This is a genomic window from Burkholderia sp. BCC0044, from assembly GCF_902832955.1.
Lineage (GTDB): Bacteria > Pseudomonadota > Gammaproteobacteria > Burkholderiales > Burkholderiaceae > Burkholderia.
The window spans coordinates 1,040,575-1,065,575 of sequence record NZ_CADFDO010000004.1 but is presented as its reverse complement, the minus strand read 5'-3'; the positions used below and the strand labels follow the sequence as shown (position 1 = coordinate 1,065,575).

Sequence of the window (25,001 nt, the reverse complement as noted above, 5' to 3'; positions counted from 1 at the left end):
TTTCGGCGAGTGTATCAAGCGGCAGGATGACTATGATGGTCAAGGCAAAAAACCAGATTGCGCCTAAGGTTTACACTTAAAAATAAGAATTGGCTGATTTTTCCAATGGCCGGATCGGTGTAGAGTTTCGAGTAAATATGAAATTATTTTAAGATATTTAATCACCGATATTTGTTTTTTTATTGGAGATGGTGGTGAGAGTGGCGGCAATGAGAATGCTGATCCTTACGGCCAGTTTTTGGGGGATTTCGGCCCAAGGTGGTGTCGGAGAAGACCTTGGGGAATGGGTTGAGTAAGTTAAAAAACCAGATAACGAGCAGCGGATCGATCGCGACTTGACGACACGGCACCGGCAAGTGAAGCGAGCCTGCCAAGTCAGTGAACGGGAGGGACAATGAGAAAAGATCAGGTGGAAAGCAGGGTGGTCGTCGTGGAAATGCATGACGGTGACTATCGTCATGTCGAGTCGGCCGCGCAGAAACTGGGGTACCCCGCCTCGGAATTCTTGTTGCTGAGTGCATCTCTCATCGCCTCTGTCGTGAACGGCGATGACGTAACGTTGGCGCGGCTGGATGAAAATTTCACGCCTCGTTGACGGTGCCTGCGGAGATTCGGTCGCTACCCATGCTCACCTCCTTGAGGTAGCCATCGGCGTCCTGAAACGCCCCATTGGTGAGTGCGCTCATCCGCAACAAGCACATCGACGCGGCCTACCAGGCACTGAAACATCGGCGCGGAAGTAAATACGCGAACACAATTGCAGTGGAATTCGGTTTCACGAGCCGTGCTCGGTCGCGGGCCTTCGCACTTCAGTTTCACACTCAGCGAGACAACGTCCGATGGTGGCGCAATCGCTCGTGCCCGCGGGCCTGCTCGAGCAGGTGCGCTGGGTACGCGCGAGTACGTCGAACTCGACGGGTGCCACTTTCGGCAGCCTCGAGGCTGGAAATCATTTTCAGACCTGGCTGCTTGACAAGGCTCGCGGATGAATCACGAAGCTATCTGGAAAATTCCGGTTTACGAGAATCGGGTGGGAATCTTGTTGTGTAAAAAATCAAGGAAAGCATCCAATTCGTCTATTTTACAGGGTGATGTTGTATTTTATATTAAAAGATGAATTATTTTATTTGATGTTATGGGGATGAATAAAATGCATCGAGCAATTCTCGGTAGAAGGGAGAGGGGCAGATTGCTGTGTCCGGATCACTTTCCGCAATGGGCCGCGCCGGGTGCTCGACTGCATCCGGCCCGACCTACAGCGTATCCGAACTGCAGCCGCGCGACCGCGGACGCACGTTCCAGGTGAACTGCCACGGCTTCCTGTCGGACCCGCAGATCTGCATGAAGATCGCCCGCAAGGTCTGCGGCGACCAGCCGGTGCACGCCGTGAATTCGGCCCGCACGCCACGCGACGGCTCGCCCCCCACGTCGCTGCTGCTTCAGTGTGGGGCCATGTCGACCGCCGCTCTTGCAGCCGAACAGGTGCACCTCGTCGGCGACATGCTGTTCGCGACCGGTCTGGTCACGCTGACGACCGCGGCCCGTGCCTCGCTCGACAAGCTGCTGAGCGGACGTGAAGACCGTACGTATACGGGAGTGGTGATCACCGGCCATACGGATTCGGTCGGCAGCGACGCATCGAACCGTGCGCTGTCGAAGCGCCGCGCGGAAGTCGTCGCGGGCTATCTGAAAGCGCACGGGCCGAAGGTGCAATCGATGTCGGTCACGGGCCGCCGCAGTGCCGATCCTGTCGCGTCCAACGCGACGGCCGAGGGGCGCGCGACCGACCGCCGCGTCTTTCCGATGCCGTTTCACGGCGAGGCCGGCATTCGCACCGTTTGCTACGTCGAAGCTCGCCAGCTTTCCACAAGCCGGCGACAGTCCCGGAGGCCCGGCGTCATTTCAGGCCTGGATTGCGCCTATAAAAAAATAGGACTGCGCTGATTGCGGCGGAGTGCCTGCGGTGAGAAATTGGTTCAGAGGCTGGAATCCGGGGTTTCAGCCTCTGAATCTCGATGGAGTTTTCCTCGCTCGCTATTTCAGGAGCGAGGTTTTTTTGTGTTCCATTTGCGTGTCACGTTTGCCGCATGCAGCCCTGCACGGGATGCCCGGCTCAGGAACGCCGATGAACAGCGGTCGCTGAAATCCCCGTCGGACTGCCGAAGCACGGGGCGGGCTCAGCCGGGCGTGGGTTGTCAGGCGGGAACACCCGACTCAACCCAGCGATCCGACGATGCTGACTTCCTTGTTTTCGGGGATCTCGTTGTACGACAGCACTGTCAGGCCTGGCGAGAACAGCCTGGCGTAGCGCGCCAGCATCGGCCGGATACGCGGCACCACCATCAGCACGGGGGCCGTACCCATCTGTTTCATCTGCTCGACCACGGCCGGCATGTGCGTCTGCAGTTGCGAGAGCACGTTCGGCTCGACCGGAAAGTTGTCCAGCGGCGCACGCGTGCCCGATTGTTCGGCCCGGCTCAGTGCGCCGAGCAGGATGTTCTCGAGTTCCGCCGTCAGGCTGAAGCCTTTCAGTGCCGCCTGCTGGATACCTAGCCCGGCGACGATCTGACGGCGCAGCGCGCAACGGACTTCGGCCACGAGCAGCAGCGGGTCCTTGGTCGTTTCGGCGGCGTCCACCAGCGTGGCAGCCACGCTTTCAATGTCCTTGATGGACACGTGCTCGGTCAGGAGCGCGCGGAATACCTTTCGCAACTGGCTGTGCGTGAGTGATTTACCCAGCGCATCGGCCAGTGCCGGGGCAATGCTCGTCAGGCGGTCGATGAGCGCGGTTACGTTGTCGTAGCTGAACAGCTCGGGCAGGTTTTCGCGCATCAGCTTGGCCATGTGCGTTGCGATGACCGTTGCGCAATCGACAACCTGGTAACCGAAGCCGAGTGCGTCCGCTCTCTGGTCCGGCTCGATCCACGTGACGGGCATTCCGTAGGCGGGATCGACGCCGGGCGTGCCGTCGAGCTCGCCGTAGACGGTGGCCGATGGAATGGCCATCAGCTTGCCAGGCTGTACTTGTGCGTGGGCCAGCGCGGTGCCGTTGAGCGTGATGGCGTACCCGGCGGGGGACAGGCTCATGTCGTCGCGCGCGCCGATGGCCGGAAGCAGGAAGCCGAGCTGTTCGGACAGATTTTGCCGGGTGCCCTGCAGGCGCCGCACGAGCGGGGCGCCTTGCGCACGGTCCACCATGTCCACCAGCTTGTAGCCGAGCGATACCGACAGTGCATCGACATACGGGAGGCTGCTCCAGTCGAGCGATTCGTCGCCCGGTTCGACGAGCGTGGCTTCGACGGCGCGGGCGGTTGCTTCCGCGCTCGCCGCTTGCGCGCGCGACGGGCGTCGCGCCATCCGGTAGCCGACGTAACCGAGCACCGCGGCGAAGCACACGAACACCAGCGTGGGCATCCCCGGGATCAGGCCCAGTGCGGCCATCAACGCGGCGGCGCTGAACAGGACCGTCGGCGACGCCAGCAACTGCTGGCCGACCTGTTCTTCGAAGTCACGGGAATCGTTGATGCGGGTGACGATGACGGCGGCCGCGGCCGACAGCAGCAGCGCCGGAATCTGCGCGACCAGGCCGTCACCGATGGCCAGCAGCGCATACTTGTGGAAAGCTTCGCCGGTGGGCAGGCCGTGCATCATCACGCCGATGACCACGCCGCCGATCAGGTTGATGACGAGGATCAGGATGCCGGCCACGGCATCGCCGCGCACGAACTTCGATGCGCCGTCCATTGCGCCGTAGAAGTCGGCTTCGGTCGTGACGTCCTTGCGGCGCTGCTGGGCCTGCTCTTGCGTGATGACGCCGGCGTTCAGGTCGGCGTCGATGGCCATCTGTTTTCCGGGCAACGCGTCGAGCGTAAAGCGCGCCGACACTTCCGAAATGCGTTCCGCGCCCTTGGTGACCACCACGAAGTTGATGATCATCAGGATCACGAACACGACCAGGCCGACCACGAAGTTGCTGCCGATCACCACGTTGGCGAACGATTCGATCACCTGTCCGGCCGCGCTGGCGCCCGAATGGCCGTTGAGCAGCACCACGCGCGTGGACGCGACGTTCAGCGTCAGCCGCATCAGCGTGGCGGCCAGGATGATGGTGGGGAAGGCCGAGAAATCCAGCGGCCGCCTGACGGTCACGGCCACCATCACCACCACGATGGACAGCACGATGTTGAACGTGAACATGATGTCCAGCGCGAGCGGCGGCAGCGGCAGGATCACCATCGCGAGGATGGCGAACAGTGCGAGCGGCGCGGCGAACTTCACGCGCTTGAGCAGGTCGGTCACGTTCGTCATGATTGGGCCTTTTGCAAATGTTCAGGAATGTTGAAGCCGGTGGGCAGGGACGGCGACATGCCGCTCTTGCCGCTGCGGAACGCCTTGATCTGCAGCACGTAGGACAGCACCTGCGCCACCGCGCGATACAGCGCGGCCGGAATCTGCTGATTGACCTGGCTGGTGTGGTAGATCGCGCGAGCCAGCGGCGGCAGTTCGAGCACGTCCACGCCGTGCTCCCGAGCCACCTCGCGAATGAACAGCGCGACTTCGTCGATACCCTTGGCCACCACGTACGGCGCCTGCGCACGCGTCTCGTCGTACTTGAGCGCGACGGCGTAGTGGGTGGGATTCATCACGACCACGTCGGCGGTCGGTACCATCTTGCGGATGCCCTGACGCGCGAGTTGGCGCTGGATCTGGCGGATCCGGCTCTTGACCTCGGGCTTGCCTTCGGACTGCTTCATCTCGTCCTTGATGTCGCGCTTGCTCATCCGCTGTCCGCGCATGAAGATGATCCATTGCGCCGGCAGGTCGATCAGCGCGAACACGGCCATGACGCCCGCCAGCGTGAGCGCGGAAGTCAGGAAAAGGTCCGCACCGCCGATCAACGCGTCCATGAGCGGTGCGCCTTGCAGGCGGATGAAGTCCTGCAGGTTCGCGCGGCAGACGATGAAGAGGGTCGCCATCAACGTGACGGCCTTGAGCACCGTCGTGCCGAACTGCATGTAATGCTTGCCGGAGACCAGGCGCCTGAGCCCCGCAACGGGATTCATGCGGCTGCCCTTGGGGACGATGTTCTTGTGGCTCATGACCCAGCCGCCCGGCACCAGCGACGCGACGACGATACCCGCCGGCACGGCGGCCAGCGGCGCCAGCATCTTGCCCGTCAGCAGGAGCGCGGCCGGAAACAGCATCGAGCCCGCGTTGCCGAGCGGGCCGTCGCCGGACAGATCGGCGAACGACAGGGCGAAGATGCGCTTGAATTCGATCAGCCAGCCCGGTGCCAGCACGATGATCAGCTTGAGGGAGACGAGAATCCCCACGGCCGTCCCGATATCGCGGGAGCGCGCGACCTGGCCTTCCTGTCTGCTCTTGCGCAGTTTTTGCGGGGAGGCCTTTTCGGTCTTGTCGCCGGTGTGTGGCTGGCTCACCGCGCCTCCTTGCCGCCAACGGGGGGCGGGGCGAGTCGATCGTAGATTTCCAGTACGTGCTCGACCATGCGGGCGTAGTGATCCGGCAGCGACGGCAACAGGAGCGTCAGCAGCAACAGTCCGAACATAGTCGTGACCGAAAACCCCAGCGCGAACAGGTTCAGTGCCGGCGCCGCGCGATTGAGCAGGCCAAGGCCGGCCTGCACCACCAGCGTGGCGAACATCACCGGCAGCGCCAGGGCGACGGCGGCGGAGAAAATCCAGCCCACCGCGAATGCGAGGTGCTTGAGCGCATCGAGATCGAAGGCGAAGCGGCCGACCGGCCACACCGCGAAACTGCGCGCCAGCACATGCGTGAGGATCAGGTGGCCATCCACCGCGAAGAACAGCAGGATGAACACCACGTACATCACGCCGGTGAGCACGTCGGCCATCTGGCCGTTCATCGGGTCGTTGATTTGCGCCATCGACAGGCCCATCTGCGACGACGCGACGGTGCCGAAAATCTGCAGCACGGACAGTACGAGATGGAACATGAAGCCGAGCAGGCCGCCGATCAACACCTGCTCCATCATCGCCGCAATGCCCTCGAGCGACAGCGGGTCGATGGCAGGCGGCGCCGGGATGCCGGGCTGCACGACCAGCGCGAGGACGAGCGCGATCAGCAGGCGCATGCGCATCGGCACCATCAGCTCGCCCAGAACCGGCGATGCGGCCAGTGCGGCGGCGATCCGGCAGAACGGCCAGAAGATCGTGTTCGCGACCGGCAGAAGTTGGGCGAGGACGTCTTCCATGGTCCGGTCAACCCGCCAGTCGGGCGGCATGTCCGAAGATCCCGACCGTGTAGCGCATCACGCGATCGGCCACCCAAGGGCCGGCCAGCGCGAGCGCGACGAGCGTCGTGACGAGGCGCGGCAGAAAGCTCATCGTCTGCTCGTTGATCTGCGTGGCGGCCTGGAAGACGGCGACCAGCACGCCGGTGAGCAGGCCGGGCGTGATCAGCACGAGCAGGATGACGAGCACGAGGCGCAATGCATCGACGGCGAGGCTGGCGGCGAGGTCGGGGGTCAGCATCAGTAGGCCTTTACGCTCGTGATGAGGGTATTGACGGTGAGCGACCACCCGTCCACCAGCACGAACAGCAGCAACTTGAGCGGCAGCGAGATGACCAGCGGCGACAGCATCATCATCCCCATCGCCATCAGTACGGAGGCGACGATGATGTCGATGATCAGGAACGGGATGAACAGCATGGCGCCGATCTGGAACGCGGTCTTCAGTTCACTGAGCACGAAGGCCGACAGCTTGACCAGGAACGGTTGCTTCTCCGGTTCGGCGATCTGTTGGGTACCCGAAAGCTTGGCCATCTGGGCGAGCGTGGCCTTGTTGGTCTGCGCAAGCATGTAGCGCGACAGCGGTCGTTCGGCCGTCGTGAGCGCGGCCTGCATACTCATCTTGCCCTGGTCATACGGCACGAATGCCTGCCGCCAGATCTCCTCGCCGATCGGCCGCATCGTCAGCATGGTCAGCACCAGCGCGACGCCCGTGACGATGCGCGCCGGCAGCCCTTGCTGCAGGCCCAGCGCCTGCTTGAGCAGCGACAGCACGATCACGTAGCGCAGGAAGCTCGTCATCGTCATCAGCAGCGCGGGCAGCAGCCCGAGCAGCGTCATCAGGACGAGAATCTGCGTCTTGACCGTGAAGCCCTGGCCGCCGGCGCCGCTGGACGCGAGCGTCAGCGTGTCCGCCTGGGCGAGCACGGGCATCGCGAGGGCGGCGAGCGCGAGGCTCAGGCGCGGCAGACGGGAAATGGGCGCACGGGCCTTCATGTCGCGAGCGAGCTCAGATCGTGCAGTTCGATGATGCGCAGGCCGTAATGGTCGCCCGAAACGACCACCTCGGCCGAGCCGATCGACGTGCCGTTCACCTTGATGATCAACGGCTCGCCGGCCAGGCGATCGAGTTCGATCATGGAGCCGGCTTCGTACGACAGCAGGTCGGCCAGCGGCACGACGGCTTCGCCGACTTCCAGCGTCAGGCGTACGGGAATGCGTCGCAGCATGCGCAGCGGATCGCGGGGCACGGCGGTTTCGGTGCGGCCCTGCGGCGCGTCGCCCAGGTCCAGGTCGTCCAGTGCGGCGAGGTCGAAGTCGGTGGTCGAGGTCATGTCGGGGTTACTCCACTAATGCGAAAGAGGTGATCCACAGCGCGCCTCGCTGCTCGGCCACGGCCGCGCGATAAAGGCGTACGTCGTTGACGAGCACGTCGGCGGTGTCGGGCAGGCGCACGGGCAGCACGTCGCCGGGCGCGATGCGCAGCAGGTCGTCCAGGAGCATGTCCCGGCTCAACATGCGCACCGATAACGTGACGGGGATGCTGACGCCGGGCGGTGCGCCGTCCGGAGCCGGCGGCGCCGGACGCGGGCATTGCGCATCGAGGCGCGCAAACAGGTGATCGAGCCACGTATCGTCCAGCGCGAATTCGATATCGCCGGCAAGCTGGCGCGGGCGGTCTTCGATGGTGACGCGCAGCACGCGTGCGCCCGGGCCGGGCGGCGTGTCCGCGCTGGGGGAAAAGGGTTCGACCTGGTCGCCGATCGCCACGGCGGCAAATGCCGCCAGCAGCGCGGTATGGTGTTGCGCGGCAAAGCGGCGCTCCGTGCCGGTTTCCGGGCCGGGCGCCGCCAACGTCGCTTCATCGAGCGGTGTGTCGTAATGGCAGGCCAGCAGCGCCAGCAGCAGCGTGCGGTCGCAGCGCACGGCGATCTGGCCGTGACTGGACACATAGGTGCGCCAGCCAGCGGCGTCGCGCGGCATGATCGCCGAGATGGCGATACGGGTGCTGACGAATTGCGTGCCGCGACGCAGGTTGAACCGTTCGTGGAACGTGTGGTCGATCCGACGCCGGATGTCTTGCAGAACGTCGCCGAGCAAATGGTACGGACGCCCCAGCATGCACGGATCGAGCACCACCGGCGATGCGGTCCGGACGTAGTGGGAGGAGTGGGAAAGTGCCGACACGTTCGCGGTTCCGTTTTGAAGAATGGGCTCCATTGTCGGTGTGGGGCGCCACGGAACGGAAAAGGTTGAACAGATCCTGAACGCGCAAAAAAACCGGGCCGCCTCGTGGGCGGACCGGTTTCGGATTCCAGCGTACCGCGGGTCGCGCTTACTGGATCAGCGACAGCACCATCTGGTTCATGCTGCTGCTTTGCTTGAGCATGGCCATCCCGGCTTGCATCAATACCTGCTGCGAGCTCATCTTGGCCGATTCCGCCGCCATGTCGGCATCCATGATGCGGCCCTCGGCGTCGGTCGTGTTCATCGACATGTTGCTCAGGTTGTTGTAGACGTGGTCAAGGCGGTTTTCACCGGCGCCGATGGCCGAGCGCAGTGCGCCGACGCTGTCGAGCGCGGTTTCGAGCAGGCCGATGGTGGCGTTGGCCGTCGCGGTGAGATCGTCACCGGTTGCGGTATTGTCGCCGTACGTCTTGGTTGCCGCCTTGAGGTCGGTGTGGACCTTGCCCAGTTCCGTCGCGACGTTGAAGGTCATCTTTTCCGACGCCGATGCACCGATCTGGAAGTCGACCGCGCCGGACAGCTTGCTGCCATTTTCCGAGATCAGCTTGGCACCGCCATACGACGTATTCGACGTGATGTTGAACAGTTCCTTGCCCAGCGCGTCGTATTCGGCCTGCATGGCGGTCTTGTCGTCGGCGGAGGACGAGCCGTCGGCGGCTTGCGTGGCCAGATCCTTCATCCGGTACAGGATGTTGGTCACTTCGTTCATCGCGCCGTCGGCGGTTTGCAGCATCGACGAAGCGTTCTGGGTGTTCTGCATGGCCACGCCCATGCCGCGGGTTTGCGCTTGCAGGCGCACGGCGATCTGCAGGCCGGCGGCGTCGTCCTTGGCGGAGTTGATGCGCAGGCCGGTGCCGAGACGGGTCATGGTGGTGTTCAGGTCGCTGCGCGTGTTGCCGATGGCCTTCTGGATGTTCATCGCGGCCGCGTTGGTGTGCAGGCTCAGCATGATACGTACTCCTTGAGTGAGGGTTGAGGTGACTGCTGCCGCCTGGTTGTCAGACGGCCACGTATGCTCAGGACGGCGGACGGCGCGTCGGTGTTAAACCGGATCGTGCGAACGATGAAAAAGGCGATGCGGAACGCGGCCGAATTTGCCCGTCGCAGCGGGTTCCGTCGGCGGAAGGAGCGGTCGATACGTTTCCCGTCAGCACTTGCCCGGAAGCCGTCATGTCGACGGCCGCTTCCTCCGATTCCGCAAAACGTGCATTGCGCGTGTGGAAGACGGCGCGGTGCAGGCACTGGCCGTCCGCAGCCGGCGCTATCGGGACGATCAATGTTCCATTGAACATTCTCGTCCCGCATCAGGGGGCGCTCCAGAATCCGGTCCCATAGCCAATCAGACCTGGAAGCCGCCATGAATGTCGACCTCTCGAGCGCGATGCTCGATTCGATTCGCCAGACCGCCGCCGTCATCAACGATGACCCGCAACCTGCAGCCGGCTCCGCCGACGTCGCGGGCGGCTTCACCGATCTGCTCAAGCAGGCCGTGCACGACACGGATGCGCAACAACACCATGCCGACGGACTCGTCACGGCCGTGGAAACGGGCACGAGCGACGATCTCGTGGGCGCCATGCTCGCCAGCCAACAGGCGAGCCTGTCGTTCTCGACGATGATCCAGGTGCGCAACAAGCTGATGAGCGCTTTTGACGACATCATCAAGATGCAGGTTTGACGAGGACCGCCGACGTGCTCGATCAAATCAAGACCCTCGTCGCGCGATGCGTGCCGGAAAGCGGCTTCCGGTGGCCTTCTTCCGCGGCGCTGTCCAGGCTGGCGCCGATCGTCATCCTGGCGATCTGCCTGACGGCGCTGGCGATGATGCTGATGCAACACCAGAACGCGCGCTACAAGCCGCTGTTCGGCACCCAGGAAACCGTGTCGGTTGCCGACATGATGACCGCCCTGGACGCCGAAGGCATTCCGTACCGCATTCATCCCGATAGCGGCCAGGTGCTGGTGCCCGAGCATAAGCTCGGCGCCGCGCGCATGATGCTGGCAGCCAGGGGCGTCGTCGCCAAGTTGCCCGCAGGGCTGGAACAGGTGGACAAGAGCGACCCGCTGGGTGTGAGCCAGTTCGTGCAGGACGTGCGCTTTCGCCGTGGCCTTGAAGGCGAGCTGACGCAAAGCATCGTCGCGCTCGACCCGGTGGCGTCGGCGCGGGTGCATCTGTCGATTGCCAAATCGGCGTCGTTCATTCTCTCCGATGGCGACAAGAGCTCCGCCTCGGTGGTACTCACGCTCAAGCCCAACTGCAAGCTGAGCAGGGAACAGATTGCCGCGATCGTCGCTCTGGTGGCCGGCAGCGTGGCCAACCTGGACCCGGCTCGCGTCACGGTGGTCGACCAGGCGGGCAATCACCTGTCCGCCCGGATCGACCCGGCGATGGGCTCCGCCGCACTCGACGGCGAGCTTGGCGCGCAGACGCGTGAACTGACGCTGCGCAACATTCGCGAGTTGCTCACGCCGACGCTAGGCGAAGGCAACTTCCGCGCGAGCGTTGTCGTGGAACTGGACCACGATCGCGTGGAAGAAACGCGCGAGCAATATGGCGAGGCGCCGAAGATCACGCAGGAAGCGATCCGCGACGAGAAGGACACCGGCCAGGCCGCACTGGGCGTGCCGGGCTCGCTGTCGAACCGTCCGGCGCCGCCGTCGGCCGCCAGCGCGCCCGACACGCCGCACTCGGCCAGGAATGCACAGACGCGTCAATACGCTTACGACCGCAATGTCGTCCAGATCAAGCGCAGCCCCGTGCGGGTGAAGCGTCTCAACGTGGCCGTCGTGCTGAACAACGCCACGGCGCCGGATGGCGGCAAGGCATGGACGCCCGAGCAACTCGCGCAAGTCGACAAGATCCTGCGCAACGGCGTGGGCATCGATGCGGGCCGTGAGGACGCGCTGGTGGTGTCTTCGCTCGATTTCCACAGAACGCCGGCAACAGCATCGCTGCCGTGGTGGAAGCAGCCCGACAACATCGTGACGATGGGAACGTGGGCGACATGGACGATGGGTACGCTGTTCGGATTCCTGTTCGTTTTCCGGCCGCTGCTCAAGGTGTTGCGCGGCTGGGCCGGCGGTGCCCGTGATCCGCAGGTCCACGCGACGGACGCCGCACCCCGCGAGACGGGAATCCGGGTCGCCGACGCACCGGCCCACGAGGCCGACACGCAGCCGTTGCTGCTGACCGATGCCGATCTGCCGCCGATCGGTTCCGATGTGGACGTATTGATCGAGCACCTGAAGCATCTGGCCGTCCAAGACCCTGAACGGGTCGCGGAAGTCATCAAACCATGGATTCGCGACGATGAACACACGCGCTAACGAACTCGTAACCGCGGATGCGGCCGCACCGGCCTTGCCACCCGCCGCGCCGATCCTGAACCTCGGCATGGTGGATCGTGCTGCGATTATCCTGCTCAGCATGGGCGAAGAGGCCGCGGCGGGCGTATTGCGCTGCCTGTCTCGTGAAGAGTTGCTGGGCGTCACGCTCGTGATGTCACGCATGCAGGGCGTCAAGATCGATGCCGTGCAGGACACCATCGAGCGCTTCTTTGCGAATTTCCGCGCGCAGAGCAGCGTGCGCGGCGCGTCGCGCTCGTTCCTGCAGCGCTCGCTGGACATGGCGCTAGGCGGCGTGGTGGCCAACAGCGTGCTCAACAAGATCTACGGCGACGTGATCGGCCCGAAGATGGCGCGTCTGCAATGGGCGCAGCCGCAATGGCTGGCCGACCGCCTGCGCGACGAGCATGTCCGCATGCAGGCTATGTTCCTGGCTTTCCTGCCGCCCGAGCAGGCCAGCCTGGTGATCCAGGCACTGCCCGAAGCGCAACGCGAACACGTGCTGCTCGACATCGCGCGCCTGACCGAAATCGACTATGACCTGCTGCGCGATCTGGAAGCCGTGGTCGACAGCTGTATCGCCAACCTGGGTACGCAGAGCACCGCCGTGGAAGGGGTGCGCCAGGCCGCCGACATCATCAATCGCTTGCCGGGCGATCGCATGCGCGTGGTCGAACTGCTGCGCGCACGCGATCCGGATCTGGTGGCCGCGGTGGAAAACCGTATCTACGACTTTGCCGTCATCGCCAGACAGGGCGACGAGACCATCGCGGTCATCCTCGAACGGGTCGATATGGAACTGTGGGGCGTTGCACTGAAGGGGGCCGACCCGGCCGTGCGCGATGCGCTGCTGCGATCGATGCCGCGTCGCGCGGCACAGGCGTTCGAAGACATGCTGCGCCGTGCGGGTCCGGCGCCCGCCAGCAAGGTAGAAGCCGCGCGGCGCGAGATCATGGACGTCATCCGCGTGCTGGCTGTCGACGGCGAGATCGACCTGCAGCTCGTCGTGGAGGACGTGCTGCGATGAAGGCATACCGACGCCATGTGTTCCCGCCGCTGGCACACGTTCGGGCGGCCAGCGAGCAGCACGCCGCGTTTGCGTTGCCCGACGAGGTCGGCCTGCTCGCCACGCAGTTGCACGCGGCGCCGGCCGAAGCGCTGTTCGACGAAGCGCGGCAAGCCGGTTACGACGCCGGTCATGCCGACGGCTTTGCCGATGGCGAGCGTGCCGGTGCCGATGCGGCACGCAGTGACATGCGCGCGGCGCTCGATGCACTGATCGCGCCGATCGATGCGCTCGCTGCGGGCTTTCAGGGTGTCCAGCAAGCGTATCGCCGCAAGGTGCGCGGCGAAGTGGCCGCGCTCGTGCGCGACGTGGCACGCCAGGTTGTGCGGGCGGAGCTCGACGCGCGTCCCGAACAGATTCTCGCGTTCGTCGACGAAGCCCTCGACACGCTGGCCAGGGTGCCCGAGTCCGTCAGTGTGCGCCTGAACCCGGCGGACTACACGCGTATCGCCGACGCGGCGCCCGAGCGGACACGGGGTTGGCAACTCGTGCCGGACGAACGGCTGGCGCCCGGCGAATGCCGTGTGCAGGCCGGCGACGTGGAAATGGATGCGGGCTGCGGCCAGCGTCTTGCCGCCTGCATCGAACGGATTGCCGCGCAGCTCGCGCGCGTGGCTGCCGAGGGTGCGCAAGGAGCGTCAGCATGAGCGACGCCGCACTGGGCAAGCTCGATCTCGGCGACGTTCCCGTTGCACGACCGGTCGGACGCTTGTCCGCCGTCTCGGGCCTGTTGCTTGAAGTCACAGGCTATGCGTTCGCAACCGGCCAGCTCGCGCGTATCGAAACCGCATCGGACGGCTGGCTCGCCGCGCGCGCGGTCGGGTTTCGCGAAGGCGTGTCGTACCTGATGCCGTTCCGGCCTGCCGAGGGTCTGGCCGCCGGGGCGCGCGTGTTCGCGGACGATGGCACGCGCACCTTGTCGATCGGCCCCGCGTGGCGCGGCCGCATCGTCGACGGTCTGGGCGAACCGATCGACGGCCGCGGCCCGCTCGTCGGCGACGCCGTTCTCGATCTGGCGCCGTCGCGCGTCAACCCGCTGCGCAAGCAGCCGGTGGACGGCGTGATGGCGGTCGGCGTGCGCGCGATCGACGCCATGCTCACGCTCGGCCGCGGGCAGCGGGTCGGCCTGTTTGCGGGCAGCGGCGTCGGCAAGAGCGTGCTGCTCGGCATGATCACGCGCCAGACCGTCGCGGACGTGGTGGTGGTCGGCCTGATCGGTGAGCGCGGCCGTGAGGTGCGAGAGTTCATCGAGCACGCGCTCGGCTCCGAAGGCATGTCCAAGGCCATCGTCGTGGTGGCGCCGGCGGACGAATCCCCGCTGATGCGCCTGATGGCGACCGAGCTCTGCCATGCCATCGCCGCGCATTTTCGCGATGCCGGCAGCAACGTCCTGCTGCTGGTCGATTCGCTCACGCGCTATGCGATGGCGCAGCGCGAAGTTGCGCTGGCGCTCGGCGAGCCGCCGGCCACGCGCGGGTATCCGCCTTCGGTATTCGGCATGTTGCCGCGCCTGGTGGAGCGTGCCGGCAACGGCGAAGGCGCGGGCCGCATGAGCGCCATCTACACCGTGCTGGCCGAAGGCGACGACGAACAGGATCCGGTGGTCGATACCGCCCGTGCCATTCTGGACGGCCACATCATGCTGTCGCGCGATCTCGCCTCGCAGGGGCATTACCCGGCGATCGACGTGTTGCGCTCGGTCAGCCGCTGCATGTCGCAGGTGGCGCCGCGCGAGCAGATCGATGCGGTGCGCAAGGTCAAGGACATGATGTCGCGCCACGCCGACGTGCGCGATCTGATTCCGCTGGGCGGCTACGTGGCCGGCGCGGATCCGGCCACCGACCATGCCGTGCAGATGCATGACCGGATCGCGGCCTTCCTGTGCCAGCCGCATGACGAAGCCGCGTCGCGGGATGCGACGCTCGAAACCCTGATGGAGATCGCCGCATGAATACCCGACGTGTCGTGACCGGGCTGTCGAAACTCGTCGCCATGCGCGCGAGGGAAGTGGACCGGCTGAGTGCCGACATCGCTGTGTGCGACGAGCAAGGCGCGCGCTATCGCCGCCATATCTCGCGAATGACCGTGCTGATGCAAAGCGTCGATACCGGCGTACACGTGCATCCGGCCCACGCGATGAACGGCGCGCGCTACCGTTCCGCGATGGCGGACCTGATCCACCGGCACGCATGCGATCTGGCACGCCACGAGGCGATGGTGGCGTCGCTGCGCGCGGATTTGAGCGATGCGCGTCTGCGGCACGAACGGATCGACGTGGTCCGCCGCAAGAAGGTCGCTGCGCTCGAAGCCGAGCAGCGCGCGAGAGAGCGCAAACGCGAAGATCAACAGGCTTCCCAGGCATGGCTGCGCACGCGGCTGTCGCAGGGAAGCACGTCCCCCCATTCATCCTGATCAACGAGGAATGCCATGTTCGGCAGTATCGGAATCCCAGCCGTAGACGCCAAAGAGTTGGCAGACATATACATGCAGCGGGCGCGGCAGCGCCTCAAAAGCCAGCAAGCCGGCAACACGGCCGCCAAGGCGGCACTCACCAGGCTGCAGGGTGCATTGAGCGCATTCCAGACGTCGCTGCAGGGCCTGTCGGGCGCCAGCCGCATCGTCAAGCAAAAGGCCTCGCTGTCGAATCCGGCGCTGGGCGAGGTCACGGCAGGTGCCGGCGCGCAGCCGGGCCGTTATGACTTTTTCGTCAAGCAACTCGCGGCGGCGCATCAGGTGGCGTACAAGGGCATTCCGTCGTATGGCGCGGACGATGCCGGCACGCTCAGGATCGCGCTCGCGGACGGCGAATCGTTCGACGTGGATCTTTCTGCCGCCAATGCCGATGCCGGCGGCAATGTGTCGCCGGCCGAACTGGCTCGCGCGATCAACCAGGCCGCCGGTAACGCGCGCAAGGTGTCCGCGTCGATCGTCACGATCGACGGCGGGCAGCGCCTCGTGCTGACCTCCGGCGCGACGGGCGAGGCCGGCGGGATGTCGCTCGACACCCGGGGTATCAACGATGCGGCGTTGGCCGCTGCGCTGTCGGGCGCTCCCGACGAGCTCGCGGCGGCGCGTGATGCGATCTTCGTGCTGGGCGGCCAGCGCGGCGTCGAGATTCGGCAAGGCTCGAACACCTTCACCGGCATCCAGGGCGTTGGCATTACGTTTACGCGGGCAATGTCTGCCGGCGATACACCGCTGCTGCTCGATATCGGGCTCGACAAGGGCGGCACGACCGAGGCCGTGCAGGGGTTCGTCGACGCCTACAACGAAGTGATGAAGGTGCTGGCCGAGCTGACGAAGGTCAATCCCGACGATCCGTCCAAGGCCGGCCCGTTCGTGGGCGATGCAGGCGTGCGCAACCTGCAGCAGCGCATGAACGACCTGCTGCGCGGCACCGCAAGCGATGCACGGTTGCTTGACTACGGCATCTCCGCGGACCGTGCCGGCAAGCTGTCGTTCGATTCAGTCAAGCTGGGCAAGGAACTGGACAGGAACCCGAATGGACTCGATGCGCTGTTCACCGACGGCGACCGCGGCATCGCCAGGCGCATGGACACCTATCTGAAGATGTGGACGTCGTCCGTCGATGGCCAGATCAAGAACCGTCAGGATTCCGTCGAACATGTTGAAAAATCGTTGAACAAGAAGGCGGTGTCGCTCGATGCTCAATACAGTCGCGTCTATGCCCGATATCTGTCCCAGTTCACGCGTGTGGCGGAACTGCAGAAGCGGATGGAGCACACGATGGATCTGCTCGACAACCTTGCTGATTTCCGCGGGAACAAGAAATGATGATTCAACCCGGTTATGACGATTACCAGGCGGCCAACCTCGCGGGCCAGACGGCGAGCGCGTCGCCGGTGCGTCTGGTGATCGTGCTGATGGACGGCCTGCTCGACGAGATGGCGCGCACCCGGGCTCATATCGAAGCCGGGCGCTACGAAGAGAAGGGCAACAGTGTGAACAAGTGCATCGGCATGTTGCACGGCCTGACGAGCGCGCTTGACTTCGACGGCGGCAATGAGGTCGTGATCAATCTCGGTCGACTGTACGCGTACTGTACCGCGCGCCTGAATGAAGCCGGGCTCACGCTCGATCCGACCATCATCGACGAAGTCTCGACGCTGATCCGCACGCTGCGGGCGGCCTGGGAAGGCGTGGATCGACGCTTCGGATGACCGTGATGGACCAGACCGACTATGTGCTGCGACTCGCGTCGCGGGTACGACACGCGACGATGAAGCGCGATTTCGATGCGCTGGGGCGCCTGAACCATGAAGTTCACGACGTCGTGAGCGGCATGGCGACCAGACGGATGCTGAGCATCACCGAGCGAGAAGCCTTCGAACTGCTGAAGGTGGCGCATCGCGCTGCCATCGTGTTGCTGGCGCTGGAATCCGAGCGGCTGATCGCGCTCATGAATGACCTCGACGCCCGGCGAGCGGGCTGGGAGGCCTATGCCGCGCAAGGGGAGCCGTCATGATGGCGAGGCTTCCCACGGTCGGCGGTCTCGCGCCGGATGGCGCGTCCGTGCTGGTGGCCGATCCCGGTGTGTGGCAGCCGACGTTGCCGAGTGATTTTGAGCACCTGTTGGCGTCCGGCGCCGTGGCGCCGGACGGCACGGATACCGATACCGGAACCGATCCGTTCGAGGCGCGTGATGTCCGGGTCGTTCTGGCCTTGGCGCAAGTGCTGGATGCGGAAGCGCCGATCGGCGCGATGCCGTCCTTCCAGGATGGCGCTATGACCGCGCCGTGGCTGATGTTGGCACTGGACGCGCGGACAGCCGACGCTACCGTGGCCGACGACGCGGCGTCCGCCCGTGCATCGTCCAGTGCTGTTCAGGCGTTTGGGCCGGCACGTGCGGCAGGGCAATCTGCCGTACAGGCGGACCTGTCCGCACGCGGCGCCATCAATCCGGCGCCTGGGTCGCCCGCCGAGGCGCGGGAAGCCATCGATCCGGTGCAGGCCGAGCGCCTGTTCACCCAGCGGCTCGGCGCGACGCCTGCTTCGGCCGATTCGCACAGCGGCAGCGGCATGAACGTCGCGCCGGCGCCGACCTTGAATACGCGTGTCGCGGCCGAAGCCACGGTGCTCGCCGGCCCGTCGACCGTGACAGGTGACGGGGCGGTGCGCGCCGGTGTGGCACCCGCCGACGTGCCGGCGCCGTCGTCGGCTGCCGCGCGTACGCCGACGGAGCCGCAGCAGAAGCTGATCGACGCGCTGGGTGATCGCCTGAGCGTGCAGACGACACAGGACATCCGTCATGCCGTAATCCGGCTCCATCCGCATCTGAACGGGTCGGTGCGTATCGAGTTGCATCAGGACGCCAGGGGCATCGCCGTTCATCTGTCGGCGACCCACGCCGACGTCGTGCGCCAGTTGCAGGCGATCGGCGAGAGTCTGCGCCAGGATCTCGGCGCGCGCCATGGCGGCGACGTCACCGTGCAGGTGTCCGCGAACCGGCACGCGCATACCGATGCCGACGCGTCCGGCGGCCGCGACCGTCACGCACGCGACGACACACCACGACAGGATCCGGGCCGTGCGCTGGCGGCGGCTGACGACGATACCGCATTCGAACTCGGGTTGCGCGATACGGCGCCCATGAACAAGGGAACGACATGAAACCGAATCTGATGACCGCGGCGATTGCGATTGCCGTGGCGGCAGGCGTCGGGGGGGCCACGGCCTTCGTGATGACACGCACGGCTGGCACGCAGCCCGTCGTCAGTACCCAGCCCGCTCGCCTGCCGATCGATGCCGGCGCGCGTTACGTGCCACTGGAAAGACTGATCGTGATGCTGCGCGGTAGCGAGGGCGATATGCGCCCGCGCTATCTGGTGCTGGATCTCGTGTTCTCCGCCCGCGGCGCGAGGCACGAAAAGCAGGTGCGCGAACACTTGCCGGTGCTGCGCGCGACGGCCTACAGCGCACTGGCGGGACGCACGTCGGCCGAGGTGCTGCGGATGGGGCCGATCGAACTGGCCGCGTTGCTCGACAACGCGTACGAACACGCGTACGGCGGCGTCGACCGCCGGCCCTTCGACAAGGTAATGGTAACGAAGGTCATGATGGACTGAATGCGATGACTGCAACGACTTACACCGAATACCAAAGCGTGCAGCGTGCGGGCCACGCGATGTCCGCCGCCGACGAAGGACGCTGGATGGCGTATTACGCGCCGCTGGTCAAGCGCACGGTGCGCAAGCTCGGTTCGCACGCCGGCGGCGCGATGGACACCGCCGACCTCGAGCAGCTCGGCCTGATGGGCTTGCTCGAAGCGCTGCGCCGCTACGGCGAGCCGGACGACGAGTTCGAACATTTCGCGCGGGTGCGTGTGCGCGGCGCGATTCTGGACGAGTTGCGGCGCCAGGACTGGCGTCCGCGTTCCGCACGCCAGGGCGCGCACCGCTTGCGCAGCGCGGAGCGCACGCTGCGCCGCGAGCTGGGGCGCGAGCCTACCCAGGAAGAAGTGTGCGATGCCCTGGAAATCGATGGGGACGAGTACGACCAATTGCAGCTGGACGACAGCGCACAGGCGTTCGTCAGTTTCGACGCGCTGCTGGAAGACGGTGCGGATCAGTACGGCGGCGACGACGGCATCGAAGGGCAGATCATCCAGCGCCGCTCGCTGGAAGAGGCGCTGGGTGTGCTCGATGCACGCGAGCAGCAGGTCATTCAGCTCTATTACGAACTCGATCTGAACCAGGCCGAGATCGGCGCGGTGCTGGGTCTCACCCGGGCGCGGATCTGCCAGATCAACAAGAACGCGCTGGACAAGATGCGCAAGCATCTCGTCCAGCATTGACATCGAACAATCGTCTGCCGCTCCCACGGAGCGGCATCTGGACGGAAGGGAATCATGCAACAGCTATTCGGCATTTTCATCGTGCTTGCCTGCGTATTCGGCGGGTTCATGTTCATGGGGGGCGACCTGGGCAAGCTCTGGCAGCCGGTCGAGCTGCTGATCATCGTCGGCGCCGCCGTCGGCGCACTGGTCCTCGGCAATCCGCGCCACGTGCTGGTCGAGATGGGCAAGCAGTTGCGCAAGGTCATGACCTTGCCCAAGCGGACGGCCAACAAGGAATTTCAACGCCAGCAATTGCTGGTGATGTATGAACTGCTGAACATCGGCCGCGACCTCAAGCAACTCGACAATCACGTCGAGCGTCCGCACGAAAGTCCGCTCTTCCAGCGCTATCCGATGGTGCTGGCGGATCCCGAGTTGCTGTCCTTCATCGTCGACAATTTCCGCCTGATGGCCATGGGCAGGATCAGCGCGCATGAACTGGAGAGCGTGCTCGAACAGGAGCTGGTCGCCATTCACGAAGACCAGGAGCAGCCGGCACGTTCGCTCCAGAAGATTTCGGAAGCCATGCCGGGCTTCGGCATCGTGGCCGCCGTGCTGGGCGTGGTGATGGCCATGAACGGCCTGAGCGACGGCGCGAGCGCGGCCGAACTGGCCGAGAAAGTGGCCGCGTCGATGATCGGCACGTTCATCGGCATCTTCTTCTGCTATGGCGTGCTGGACCCGTTGTCCAACCTGATCAGGCAGGTGATGAAGGCGGAGATGTCGGACCTGGAGTGCGTGAAGGTGGTGCTGGTGACCTTTGCCGCCGGCAAGCCGCCGCTGCTGGCGATCGACGCCGGCCGTCGCCTGATGCAGCTCACCAACAAGCCGAGCTTCGTGCAACTGGAAGGTTGGATCGGGCAACTGGACCGTGGCCGCGTATGAGCATCGACACCCCACCGACCGTTGCAACGGCCGAAGTCGTACCGGCCGCGCCGGCGGCACTCGCCACCCCCAAGCGGGGTGGGCGCAGCAGCAGCGGGCATGTGGACCTGATCGTCAAGCGCGCCGTCCGTCGTGGTCACGACGACGACCACGGCGGCAGCTGGAAAATCGCGTTTGCCGACTTCTGTCTCGCGCTGATGTGCCTGTTCCTGCTGCTGTGGGTGCTGGGCGCGCGCGATGAAGAGGAAGCGCGCCTGAAGCTTGGCGAGATGGCCGACAGCATGATGTACGACGGCGGCTCGGGTGTACTGGAGGGCACCGCCGTGTTGAATTCCGCGGCGTTGCCGGACGGTCGGACGCCTCGTGTCGCCGGCAACGAAGCCGATGTCATGACGTCCGCCGGGTCGGTCGCGGATACCCGGGAGGCGCTGCACGCGCTGGCCGCACGCGTGCGCGCGCTGGCCGAAGAAGCCGGGTTGCGCGACAACCTTCAGGCGATCGTCACCCCGATGGGCCTGCGCATCGTGCTGCATGACACCGATGAACGGGGCGTGTTCGTGAGTGGCGGCGCGACACCCTCGGAGCCGTTCCAGCCCGTCCTGACCCGACTGGGCGAGCTCATGGGCGCGGCCGGCAATTCGATGCTCGTGATCGGACATACCGATTCGGTGCCTTATCGCGGCACGGACGTTGGCTCGCGCTCGAACTGGCATCTGTCGGGCGACCGCGCCATGTCCGCACGGCGCTGGTTGCTGGAAGGCGGCATGGCATCGAGGCAGGTGCTGCAGGTCGTCGGCATGGCCGACCGGGCGCCGCTGGCGAACGATCCCCGCGCCCCGATCAATCGCCGCATCGAATTCCTGATGCTGACGCCGGAGCGGGCCCGCACGATCCAGACCATGTTCGGGCGCCCGGAGCATGTGGTGCCGCTCACGCGTGGCGTCAACGCCGCCTCTGCCGGCGAGTCGGACGCGAGCCGGATCGGTTCGCCGGCCGATGTCGTGCCCGACGGCAAAAAAGATTTAACAGGCCCGTCGATTCCGTCGTCCTGACGGGTTGAGGGCGTACAGACAAACTTCAGGGCCGCTTGGGCCGCAAGGTGACATCATGCGAATCGCGAATCTGGCGGGACAACCCGCCATCAATGGGACGGACAGCGCACCACGCAACGAGGACACGCAGCGCAAGGCGCCGGCAGTCCCGCTCGAGGCGCCGGATGAAAGGACCCGTGATCGCCAGGTGCTGGACGCCGCGCGCATTGCACTGGATCGCACACCGGAAATCGATACGGCGCGGGTGGCCGCGGTTCGCGCCGCGCTCGCTGCCGGCGACATCCGCTTCGATGCCGGCACGCTCGCGGGCGTGATTCAGCGCTACCACGGGGGCCGTGGATGAGCACGAAGGGTGACCCCCGTCAATTGCTCGCGGATGTCGCTGCCGATGGCGTCGGCTACCGCAGGCTCGCGCAACTGCTCGAGGATCAGTTCGCCGCGGCGCTGAGGCTGGATACCGCGAAGCTGGGCGCGCTTGCGAGATCGATTGCCGCGGAAGCCGATGCCATCGAGCTGCGTCGCCGTCATCGCACCGAATGGCTCGGCCACGCGCCGGGCGCAGTGCTGGCGTTCGGGCGGCGTTTGCTGGCCGGAGACAGGTACGCGACGCAACGGGCGTCGTTCGTCGATCGCTGCGCCGAGGTGAAGGTGCTGGCAGCCCGCTGCCAGGCTCTCACGCGCCGCAACAGCAGGCTGCTGGTAGCCCAGTACGACGCGATGGAGCGCCTGATGTACGGAGAGCGCCATACCTATGTTCCGGCCTGATGTCGTATTCGCACCCGCCGTGCCGGGCACGGTTGCCGATTCGCCGGCCCCCGCCGCACCCGCGCGCGCATCGGCGGCCGGGTTCGGGTCGTTGTACGCGTCGCTCGACCGGGACATTCGCGGCACGATCCGCAATGGCTTCGAGCGCACGACCGAGCTGCAACTGTCGTCGCAAGCCGTGGCGTGGGCCAATGCGATGCGTGCCCGCGCAGAGGCAGGCCGTGACGCCGGGCACCGCATACCGGACGGCCCCGGCGCGGCGATCGCGCATTCGGACGGCCCGGAGCAGCAGGCGTTTCTCGCCGAGATCATGCCGCACGCCCGACGCGCAGGTGCGATGATCGGCACGGCGCCCGAACTGATCGCCGCGCACGCGGCGCTGGAGTCCGGCTGGGGCACCAGGCCGTTGAAGAATGCGCGCGGCGAGACCACGCACAACCTGTTCGGCATCAAGTCCGCGGGCGGCTGGCAGGGCGAATCGGCCGCGGCCGCCACCACCGAGTACGTGAACGGTGCGCCCGTGAAGATGGTTGATCACTTCCGCGCGTACCGCGGTTATGCCGGCGCATTTCTGGATTACGCGACGTTGCTGCGCGATTCGCCGCGCTATGCCGGCGCGCTCAACACGGGCGACGATGCGCACGCGTTCGCCAGCGCGCTCAAGCGCGGTGGCTACGCGACTGATCCCGCTTACGTCAGCAAGTTCGTGACGATGGCGCGGCAGGTGAAGGGAATGGTTCGCTGACGCTCCGCCGCCGGCTGCCATTCTGTTTACTTGCTTGCGCCGATCGGTTCGACGGTGCCAGCGCTCGTTACCCGCGCGGTAACGATTTTGCCGCTACTCGCGTTCTTCACGCGGATCACGTCGTCGATTGCGCCGCTTTGCATGGCCGTGCCCGGTACCGATACCTGCACGCCGCTCCCATCCGCGACGATCTGCACCGTCTGACCACGGCGGATCACTTCCACTCCCTTGAGCAGCCGCATCTGAATCACCTGCCCGGCCCTGACCGCGCGCCGCAGCGTGCGGCCGACCGCCTGCGCGGGATCGGTCAGCGCATCGGGGGTGAGCGCGACGTCCCGCACGTCTCGTGTGAAATTGGCTTCGGAGAGCGGCTGGTTGGGTGCCAGCGCGGCCGTTGCCACCAGCACCGGTGCATCGATGTGCGCTTTCACCGTATAGACCGTGGCGCGGGACTCACTTGGGCAACGCACGGAAAAGCGCATCCGTGTGAGTACCCGGGTGTCGGTCGCGACGATGTCGTAAGGCGCGTCGCACGCTGGAGCAGGCCGGCGTGGCGCCGTGACCGTGGCGGAAGCCCGCGGTTCGCTCAGCGCGTGTTCGGCAACGTACTGCGCGAGCCATGCGCGGGCCGCCTTTTCCACTTGCGCGACGGCCGGATCGCTCGCGCTTGCGGTTGCCGGCGCGGATACCTGGGCCGATGCCGCGAGCGGCATCGCGAATCCGCTTGCCACGGCCGCCAGCATCACGTGCTCGATCAGTCGCGTCGGAAAGCCTGTTGCGGGCATGGCGTGCCTTTTTGCAATGGAAGGTCGCTCGATTATAGAGGCGGCACGCGCATGCCGAATGCGGCATCCGCGGTTCGAAGGCGCCGCGTTCAAGTTCTGTACACATTCTTCGCGTCGTCGCTTGCTGGCCCGTAACCTCCGTTCCGTCCATGACTCAACCGCTGCCCGGAGCAATACCGTGCGGCATTTTCCGGAGGCAAGCAGCCACGATGAGACTGAATCTCGAACAAGCGCTCGGCGTGCATTCCGCGGCACTGAAAGTACGAGCCGAACGGACCAGGCTCCTTGCGTCGAACCTGGCCAACGAAGCGACGCCGGGGTATCAGGCGCGCGATCTGGACTTCCGCGCAAGCCTCGATCACGCGCTGGCCGACACCGCGTTCGATGCGGCGCTGCAATTCGGCGGTGATGAACCCCGGTACCGCCTGCCGAGCAGCCCGTCGCAAGACGGCAACACCGTCGAGCTGGGGGTGGAGCAGGCTGCGTTCTCGCAGAACGCAGCCGATTTCCAGGCTAGCCTGACCTTCGTCAACGTGAAGATCAAGGGTCTCAAGGCCGCCATCACGGGGAACGTCTGATGAGCTTCAAGGACATCTCGCAGATCGCCGGTTCGGCGATGGCCGCACAAACGGTGCGGCTCAACACGATTGCGAGCAACCTCGCCAATGCCGGCACGTCCGGCACCGAGGAGACGGCTTACCGCGCGCGCAAGCCGGTGTTCGCGTCGGTGTTTCAGAACGGCGGCGCGCGCGTGCAGGTGCTTGACGTCATTACCTCCGACGATGCGCTGACCGCGCGTTACGAGCCCGACCATCCGCTCGCCGACGAGGACGGCATGGTCTTCTACTCCAACGTGAGCGCCGTCGAGGAAATGACCGACATGATGGCCGCGTCGCGCGCGTTTTCCACCAACGCCGAGGTGCTCGCACGCATCAAGGGCATGCAGCAGGACCTGCTGCGCCTGGGTGAGGGCTGAACGCG

General features: G+C 65.4%; 29 protein-coding genes and 1 pseudogene. 21 read left to right on the top strand and 9 right to left on the bottom strand.

Annotated elements, in window-relative coordinates; translation table 11 throughout:
* Positions 1–394 precede the first annotated feature (394 nt).
* Complete coding sequence (locus tag HWX14_RS27575; protein WP_175885480.1) at positions 395–595, top strand: hypothetical protein; 201 nt, start codon at positions 395–397, stop codon at positions 593–595.
* A 620-nt stretch (positions 596–1,215) separates the two neighbouring features.
* Positions 1,216–1,797, top strand: a pseudogene (locus HWX14_RS27570) (OmpA family protein); the annotation flags it as partial.
* A 417-nt stretch (positions 1,798–2,214) separates the two neighbouring features.
* Here HWX14_RS27570 and HWX14_RS27565 read toward each other — a convergent pair.
* The 8 genes from HWX14_RS27565 to HWX14_RS27530 all read right to left on the bottom strand — a co-directional run bounded on the left by HWX14_RS27565 (position 2,215) and on the right by HWX14_RS27530 (position 9,470).
* Entirely contained in the window at positions 2,215–4,308 is a 2,094-nt protein-coding gene (locus HWX14_RS27565) for a flagellar biosynthesis protein FlhA (protein WP_175885479.1), read from the bottom strand.
* Entirely contained in the window at positions 4,305–5,441 is a 1,137-nt protein-coding gene (locus tag HWX14_RS27560) for a flagellar type III secretion system protein FlhB (protein ID WP_175885478.1), read from the bottom strand. Before HWX14_RS27560 ends, HWX14_RS27565 begins: the two co-directional genes overlap by 4 nt.
* The gene (fliR, locus tag HWX14_RS27555) at positions 5,438–6,265 is read right to left on the bottom strand and encodes a flagellar biosynthetic protein FliR (RefSeq protein ID WP_244130355.1); all 828 of its coding nucleotides are present in this window, start codon (positions 6,263–6,265) and stop codon (positions 5,438–5,440) included. The genes HWX14_RS27560 and fliR overlap by 4 nt, the downstream gene beginning before the upstream one ends.
* Positions 6,243–6,515: a flagellar biosynthetic protein FliQ gene (locus tag HWX14_RS27550; RefSeq protein WP_279611845.1), complete on the bottom strand. Its 273-nt coding sequence runs from the start codon at positions 6,513–6,515 to the stop codon at positions 6,243–6,245. Before HWX14_RS27550 ends, fliR begins: the two co-directional genes overlap by 23 nt.
* Positions 6,515–7,270, bottom strand: coding sequence for a flagellar type III secretion system pore protein FliP (gene fliP / locus HWX14_RS27545; RefSeq protein WP_175885477.1), 756 nt, complete (start codon positions 7,268–7,270; stop codon positions 6,515–6,517). Before fliP ends, HWX14_RS27550 begins: the two co-directional genes overlap by 1 nt.
* Positions 7,267–7,608, bottom strand: a complete 342-nt coding sequence (fliN, locus tag HWX14_RS27540; RefSeq protein WP_175885476.1) for a flagellar motor switch protein FliN — start codon at positions 7,606–7,608, stop codon at positions 7,267–7,269. The genes fliP and fliN overlap by 4 nt, the downstream gene beginning before the upstream one ends.
* 7 nt (positions 7,609–7,615) lie before the next feature.
* A complete protein-coding gene (locus HWX14_RS27535; RefSeq protein ID WP_175885475.1) occupies positions 7,616–8,461 on the bottom strand; it encodes a FliM/FliN family flagellar motor C-terminal domain-containing protein in 846 nt (281 codons plus the stop codon).
* A 148-nt stretch (positions 8,462–8,609) separates the two neighbouring features.
* Complete coding sequence (locus HWX14_RS27530; RefSeq protein ID WP_175885474.1) at positions 8,610–9,470, bottom strand: flagellin; 861 nt, start codon at positions 9,468–9,470, stop codon at positions 8,610–8,612.
* A gap of 408 nt (positions 9,471–9,878) precedes the next feature.
* Between HWX14_RS27530 and fliE the strand changes: the two genes are divergently transcribed.
* From fliE to HWX14_RS27445, 17 genes are all read left to right on the top strand, one after another.
* Entirely contained in the window at positions 9,879–10,199 is a 321-nt protein-coding gene (gene fliE / locus HWX14_RS27525) for a flagellar hook-basal body complex protein FliE (protein ID WP_175885473.1), read from the top strand.
* A gap of 14 nt (positions 10,200–10,213) precedes the next feature.
* The gene (gene fliF, locus HWX14_RS27520) at positions 10,214–11,848 is read left to right on the top strand and encodes a flagellar basal-body MS-ring/collar protein FliF (RefSeq protein ID WP_175885472.1); all 1,635 of its coding nucleotides are present in this window, start codon (positions 10,214–10,216) and stop codon (positions 11,846–11,848) included.
* A gap of 67 nt (positions 11,849–11,915) precedes the next feature.
* The gene (locus HWX14_RS27515) at positions 11,916–12,893 is read left to right on the top strand and encodes a FliG C-terminal domain-containing protein (RefSeq protein ID WP_244130372.1); all 978 of its coding nucleotides are present in this window, start codon (positions 11,916–11,918) and stop codon (positions 12,891–12,893) included.
* A complete protein-coding gene (locus HWX14_RS27510) occupies positions 12,890–13,579 on the top strand; it encodes a FliH/SctL family protein (RefSeq protein ID WP_175885470.1) in 690 nt (229 codons plus the stop codon). The genes HWX14_RS27515 and HWX14_RS27510 overlap by 4 nt, the downstream gene beginning before the upstream one ends.
* Positions 13,576–14,883: a FliI/YscN family ATPase gene (locus tag HWX14_RS27505; RefSeq protein ID WP_175885469.1), complete on the top strand. Its 1,308-nt coding sequence runs from the start codon at positions 13,576–13,578 to the stop codon at positions 14,881–14,883. The genes HWX14_RS27510 and HWX14_RS27505 overlap by 4 nt, the downstream gene beginning before the upstream one ends.
* Positions 14,884–14,897: 14 nt before the next feature.
* The gene (locus HWX14_RS27500; RefSeq protein WP_175885468.1) at positions 14,898–15,344 is read left to right on the top strand and encodes a hypothetical protein; all 447 of its coding nucleotides are present in this window, start codon (positions 14,898–14,900) and stop codon (positions 15,342–15,344) included.
* Between the two features lie 15 nt (positions 15,345–15,359).
* Positions 15,360–16,727 carry a flagellar filament capping protein FliD gene (fliD, locus tag HWX14_RS27495; RefSeq protein WP_175885467.1) on the top strand — a complete coding sequence of 456 codons (1,368 nt, stop codon included), beginning with the start codon at positions 15,360–15,362 and terminating at the stop codon, positions 16,725–16,727.
* The gene (gene fliS, locus HWX14_RS27490; RefSeq protein WP_175885466.1) at positions 16,724–17,113 is read left to right on the top strand and encodes a flagellar export chaperone FliS; all 390 of its coding nucleotides are present in this window, start codon (positions 16,724–16,726) and stop codon (positions 17,111–17,113) included. Before fliD ends, fliS begins: the two co-directional genes overlap by 4 nt.
* Before the next feature lie 5 nt (positions 17,114–17,118).
* A complete protein-coding gene (locus HWX14_RS27485; RefSeq protein ID WP_175885465.1) occupies positions 17,119–17,418 on the top strand; it encodes a hypothetical protein in 300 nt (99 codons plus the stop codon).
* Positions 17,415–18,563, top strand: coding sequence for a flagellar hook-length control protein FliK (locus HWX14_RS27480; protein ID WP_175885464.1), 1,149 nt, complete (start codon positions 17,415–17,417; stop codon positions 18,561–18,563). The genes HWX14_RS27485 and HWX14_RS27480 overlap by 4 nt, the downstream gene beginning before the upstream one ends.
* Positions 18,560–19,018 carry a flagellar basal body-associated FliL family protein gene (locus tag HWX14_RS27475; RefSeq protein WP_175885463.1) on the top strand — a complete coding sequence of 153 codons (459 nt, stop codon included), beginning with the start codon at positions 18,560–18,562 and terminating at the stop codon, positions 19,016–19,018. Before HWX14_RS27480 ends, HWX14_RS27475 begins: the two co-directional genes overlap by 4 nt.
* Before the next feature lie 59 nt (positions 19,019–19,077).
* Positions 19,078–19,746, top strand: a complete 669-nt coding sequence (locus HWX14_RS27470; protein WP_244130354.1) for a FliA/WhiG family RNA polymerase sigma factor — start codon at positions 19,078–19,080, stop codon at positions 19,744–19,746.
* 54 nt (positions 19,747–19,800) lie between these two features.
* Positions 19,801–20,673, top strand: a complete 873-nt coding sequence (gene motA, locus HWX14_RS27465) for a flagellar motor stator protein MotA (protein ID WP_175885461.1) — start codon at positions 19,801–19,803, stop codon at positions 20,671–20,673.
* A complete protein-coding gene (locus tag HWX14_RS27460; protein ID WP_175885460.1) occupies positions 20,670–21,725 on the top strand; it encodes a flagellar motor protein MotB in 1,056 nt (351 codons plus the stop codon). Before motA ends, HWX14_RS27460 begins: the two co-directional genes overlap by 4 nt.
* Positions 21,726–21,780: 55 nt before the next feature.
* A complete protein-coding gene (locus HWX14_RS27455; protein ID WP_175885459.1) occupies positions 21,781–22,068 on the top strand; it encodes a flagellar biosynthesis anti-sigma factor FlgM in 288 nt (95 codons plus the stop codon).
* Positions 22,065–22,490 (top strand): hypothetical protein, encoded by a 426-nt coding sequence (locus HWX14_RS27450; protein WP_175885458.1) that lies wholly within the window; start codon positions 22,065–22,067, stop codon positions 22,488–22,490. Before HWX14_RS27455 ends, HWX14_RS27450 begins: the two co-directional genes overlap by 4 nt.
* On the top strand, positions 22,477–23,235 hold the full coding sequence (locus tag HWX14_RS27445; protein WP_175885457.1) for a glucosaminidase domain-containing protein: 759 nt from the start codon (positions 22,477–22,479) through the stop codon (positions 23,233–23,235). Before HWX14_RS27450 ends, HWX14_RS27445 begins: the two co-directional genes overlap by 14 nt.
* A gap of 26 nt (positions 23,236–23,261) precedes the next feature.
* Here the strand turns inward: HWX14_RS27445 and flgA are convergent, their stop codons facing one another.
* The gene (flgA, locus tag HWX14_RS27440; protein WP_175885456.1) at positions 23,262–24,020 is read right to left on the bottom strand and encodes a flagellar basal body P-ring formation chaperone FlgA; all 759 of its coding nucleotides are present in this window, start codon (positions 24,018–24,020) and stop codon (positions 23,262–23,264) included.
* A gap of 209 nt (positions 24,021–24,229) precedes the next feature.
* On the opposite strand from flgA, the gene flgB reads away from it, so the two are divergent.
* Both flgB and flgC read left to right on the top strand, forming a co-directional pair.
* Positions 24,230–24,598, top strand: a complete 369-nt coding sequence (gene flgB / locus HWX14_RS27435; RefSeq protein ID WP_175885455.1) for a flagellar basal body rod protein FlgB — start codon at positions 24,230–24,232, stop codon at positions 24,596–24,598.
* The gene (gene flgC / locus HWX14_RS27430; protein WP_175885454.1) at positions 24,598–24,996 is read left to right on the top strand and encodes a flagellar basal body rod protein FlgC; all 399 of its coding nucleotides are present in this window, start codon (positions 24,598–24,600) and stop codon (positions 24,994–24,996) included. The genes flgB and flgC overlap by 1 nt, the downstream gene beginning before the upstream one ends.
* The last annotated feature ends 5 nt before the right edge of the window (positions 24,997–25,001 follow it).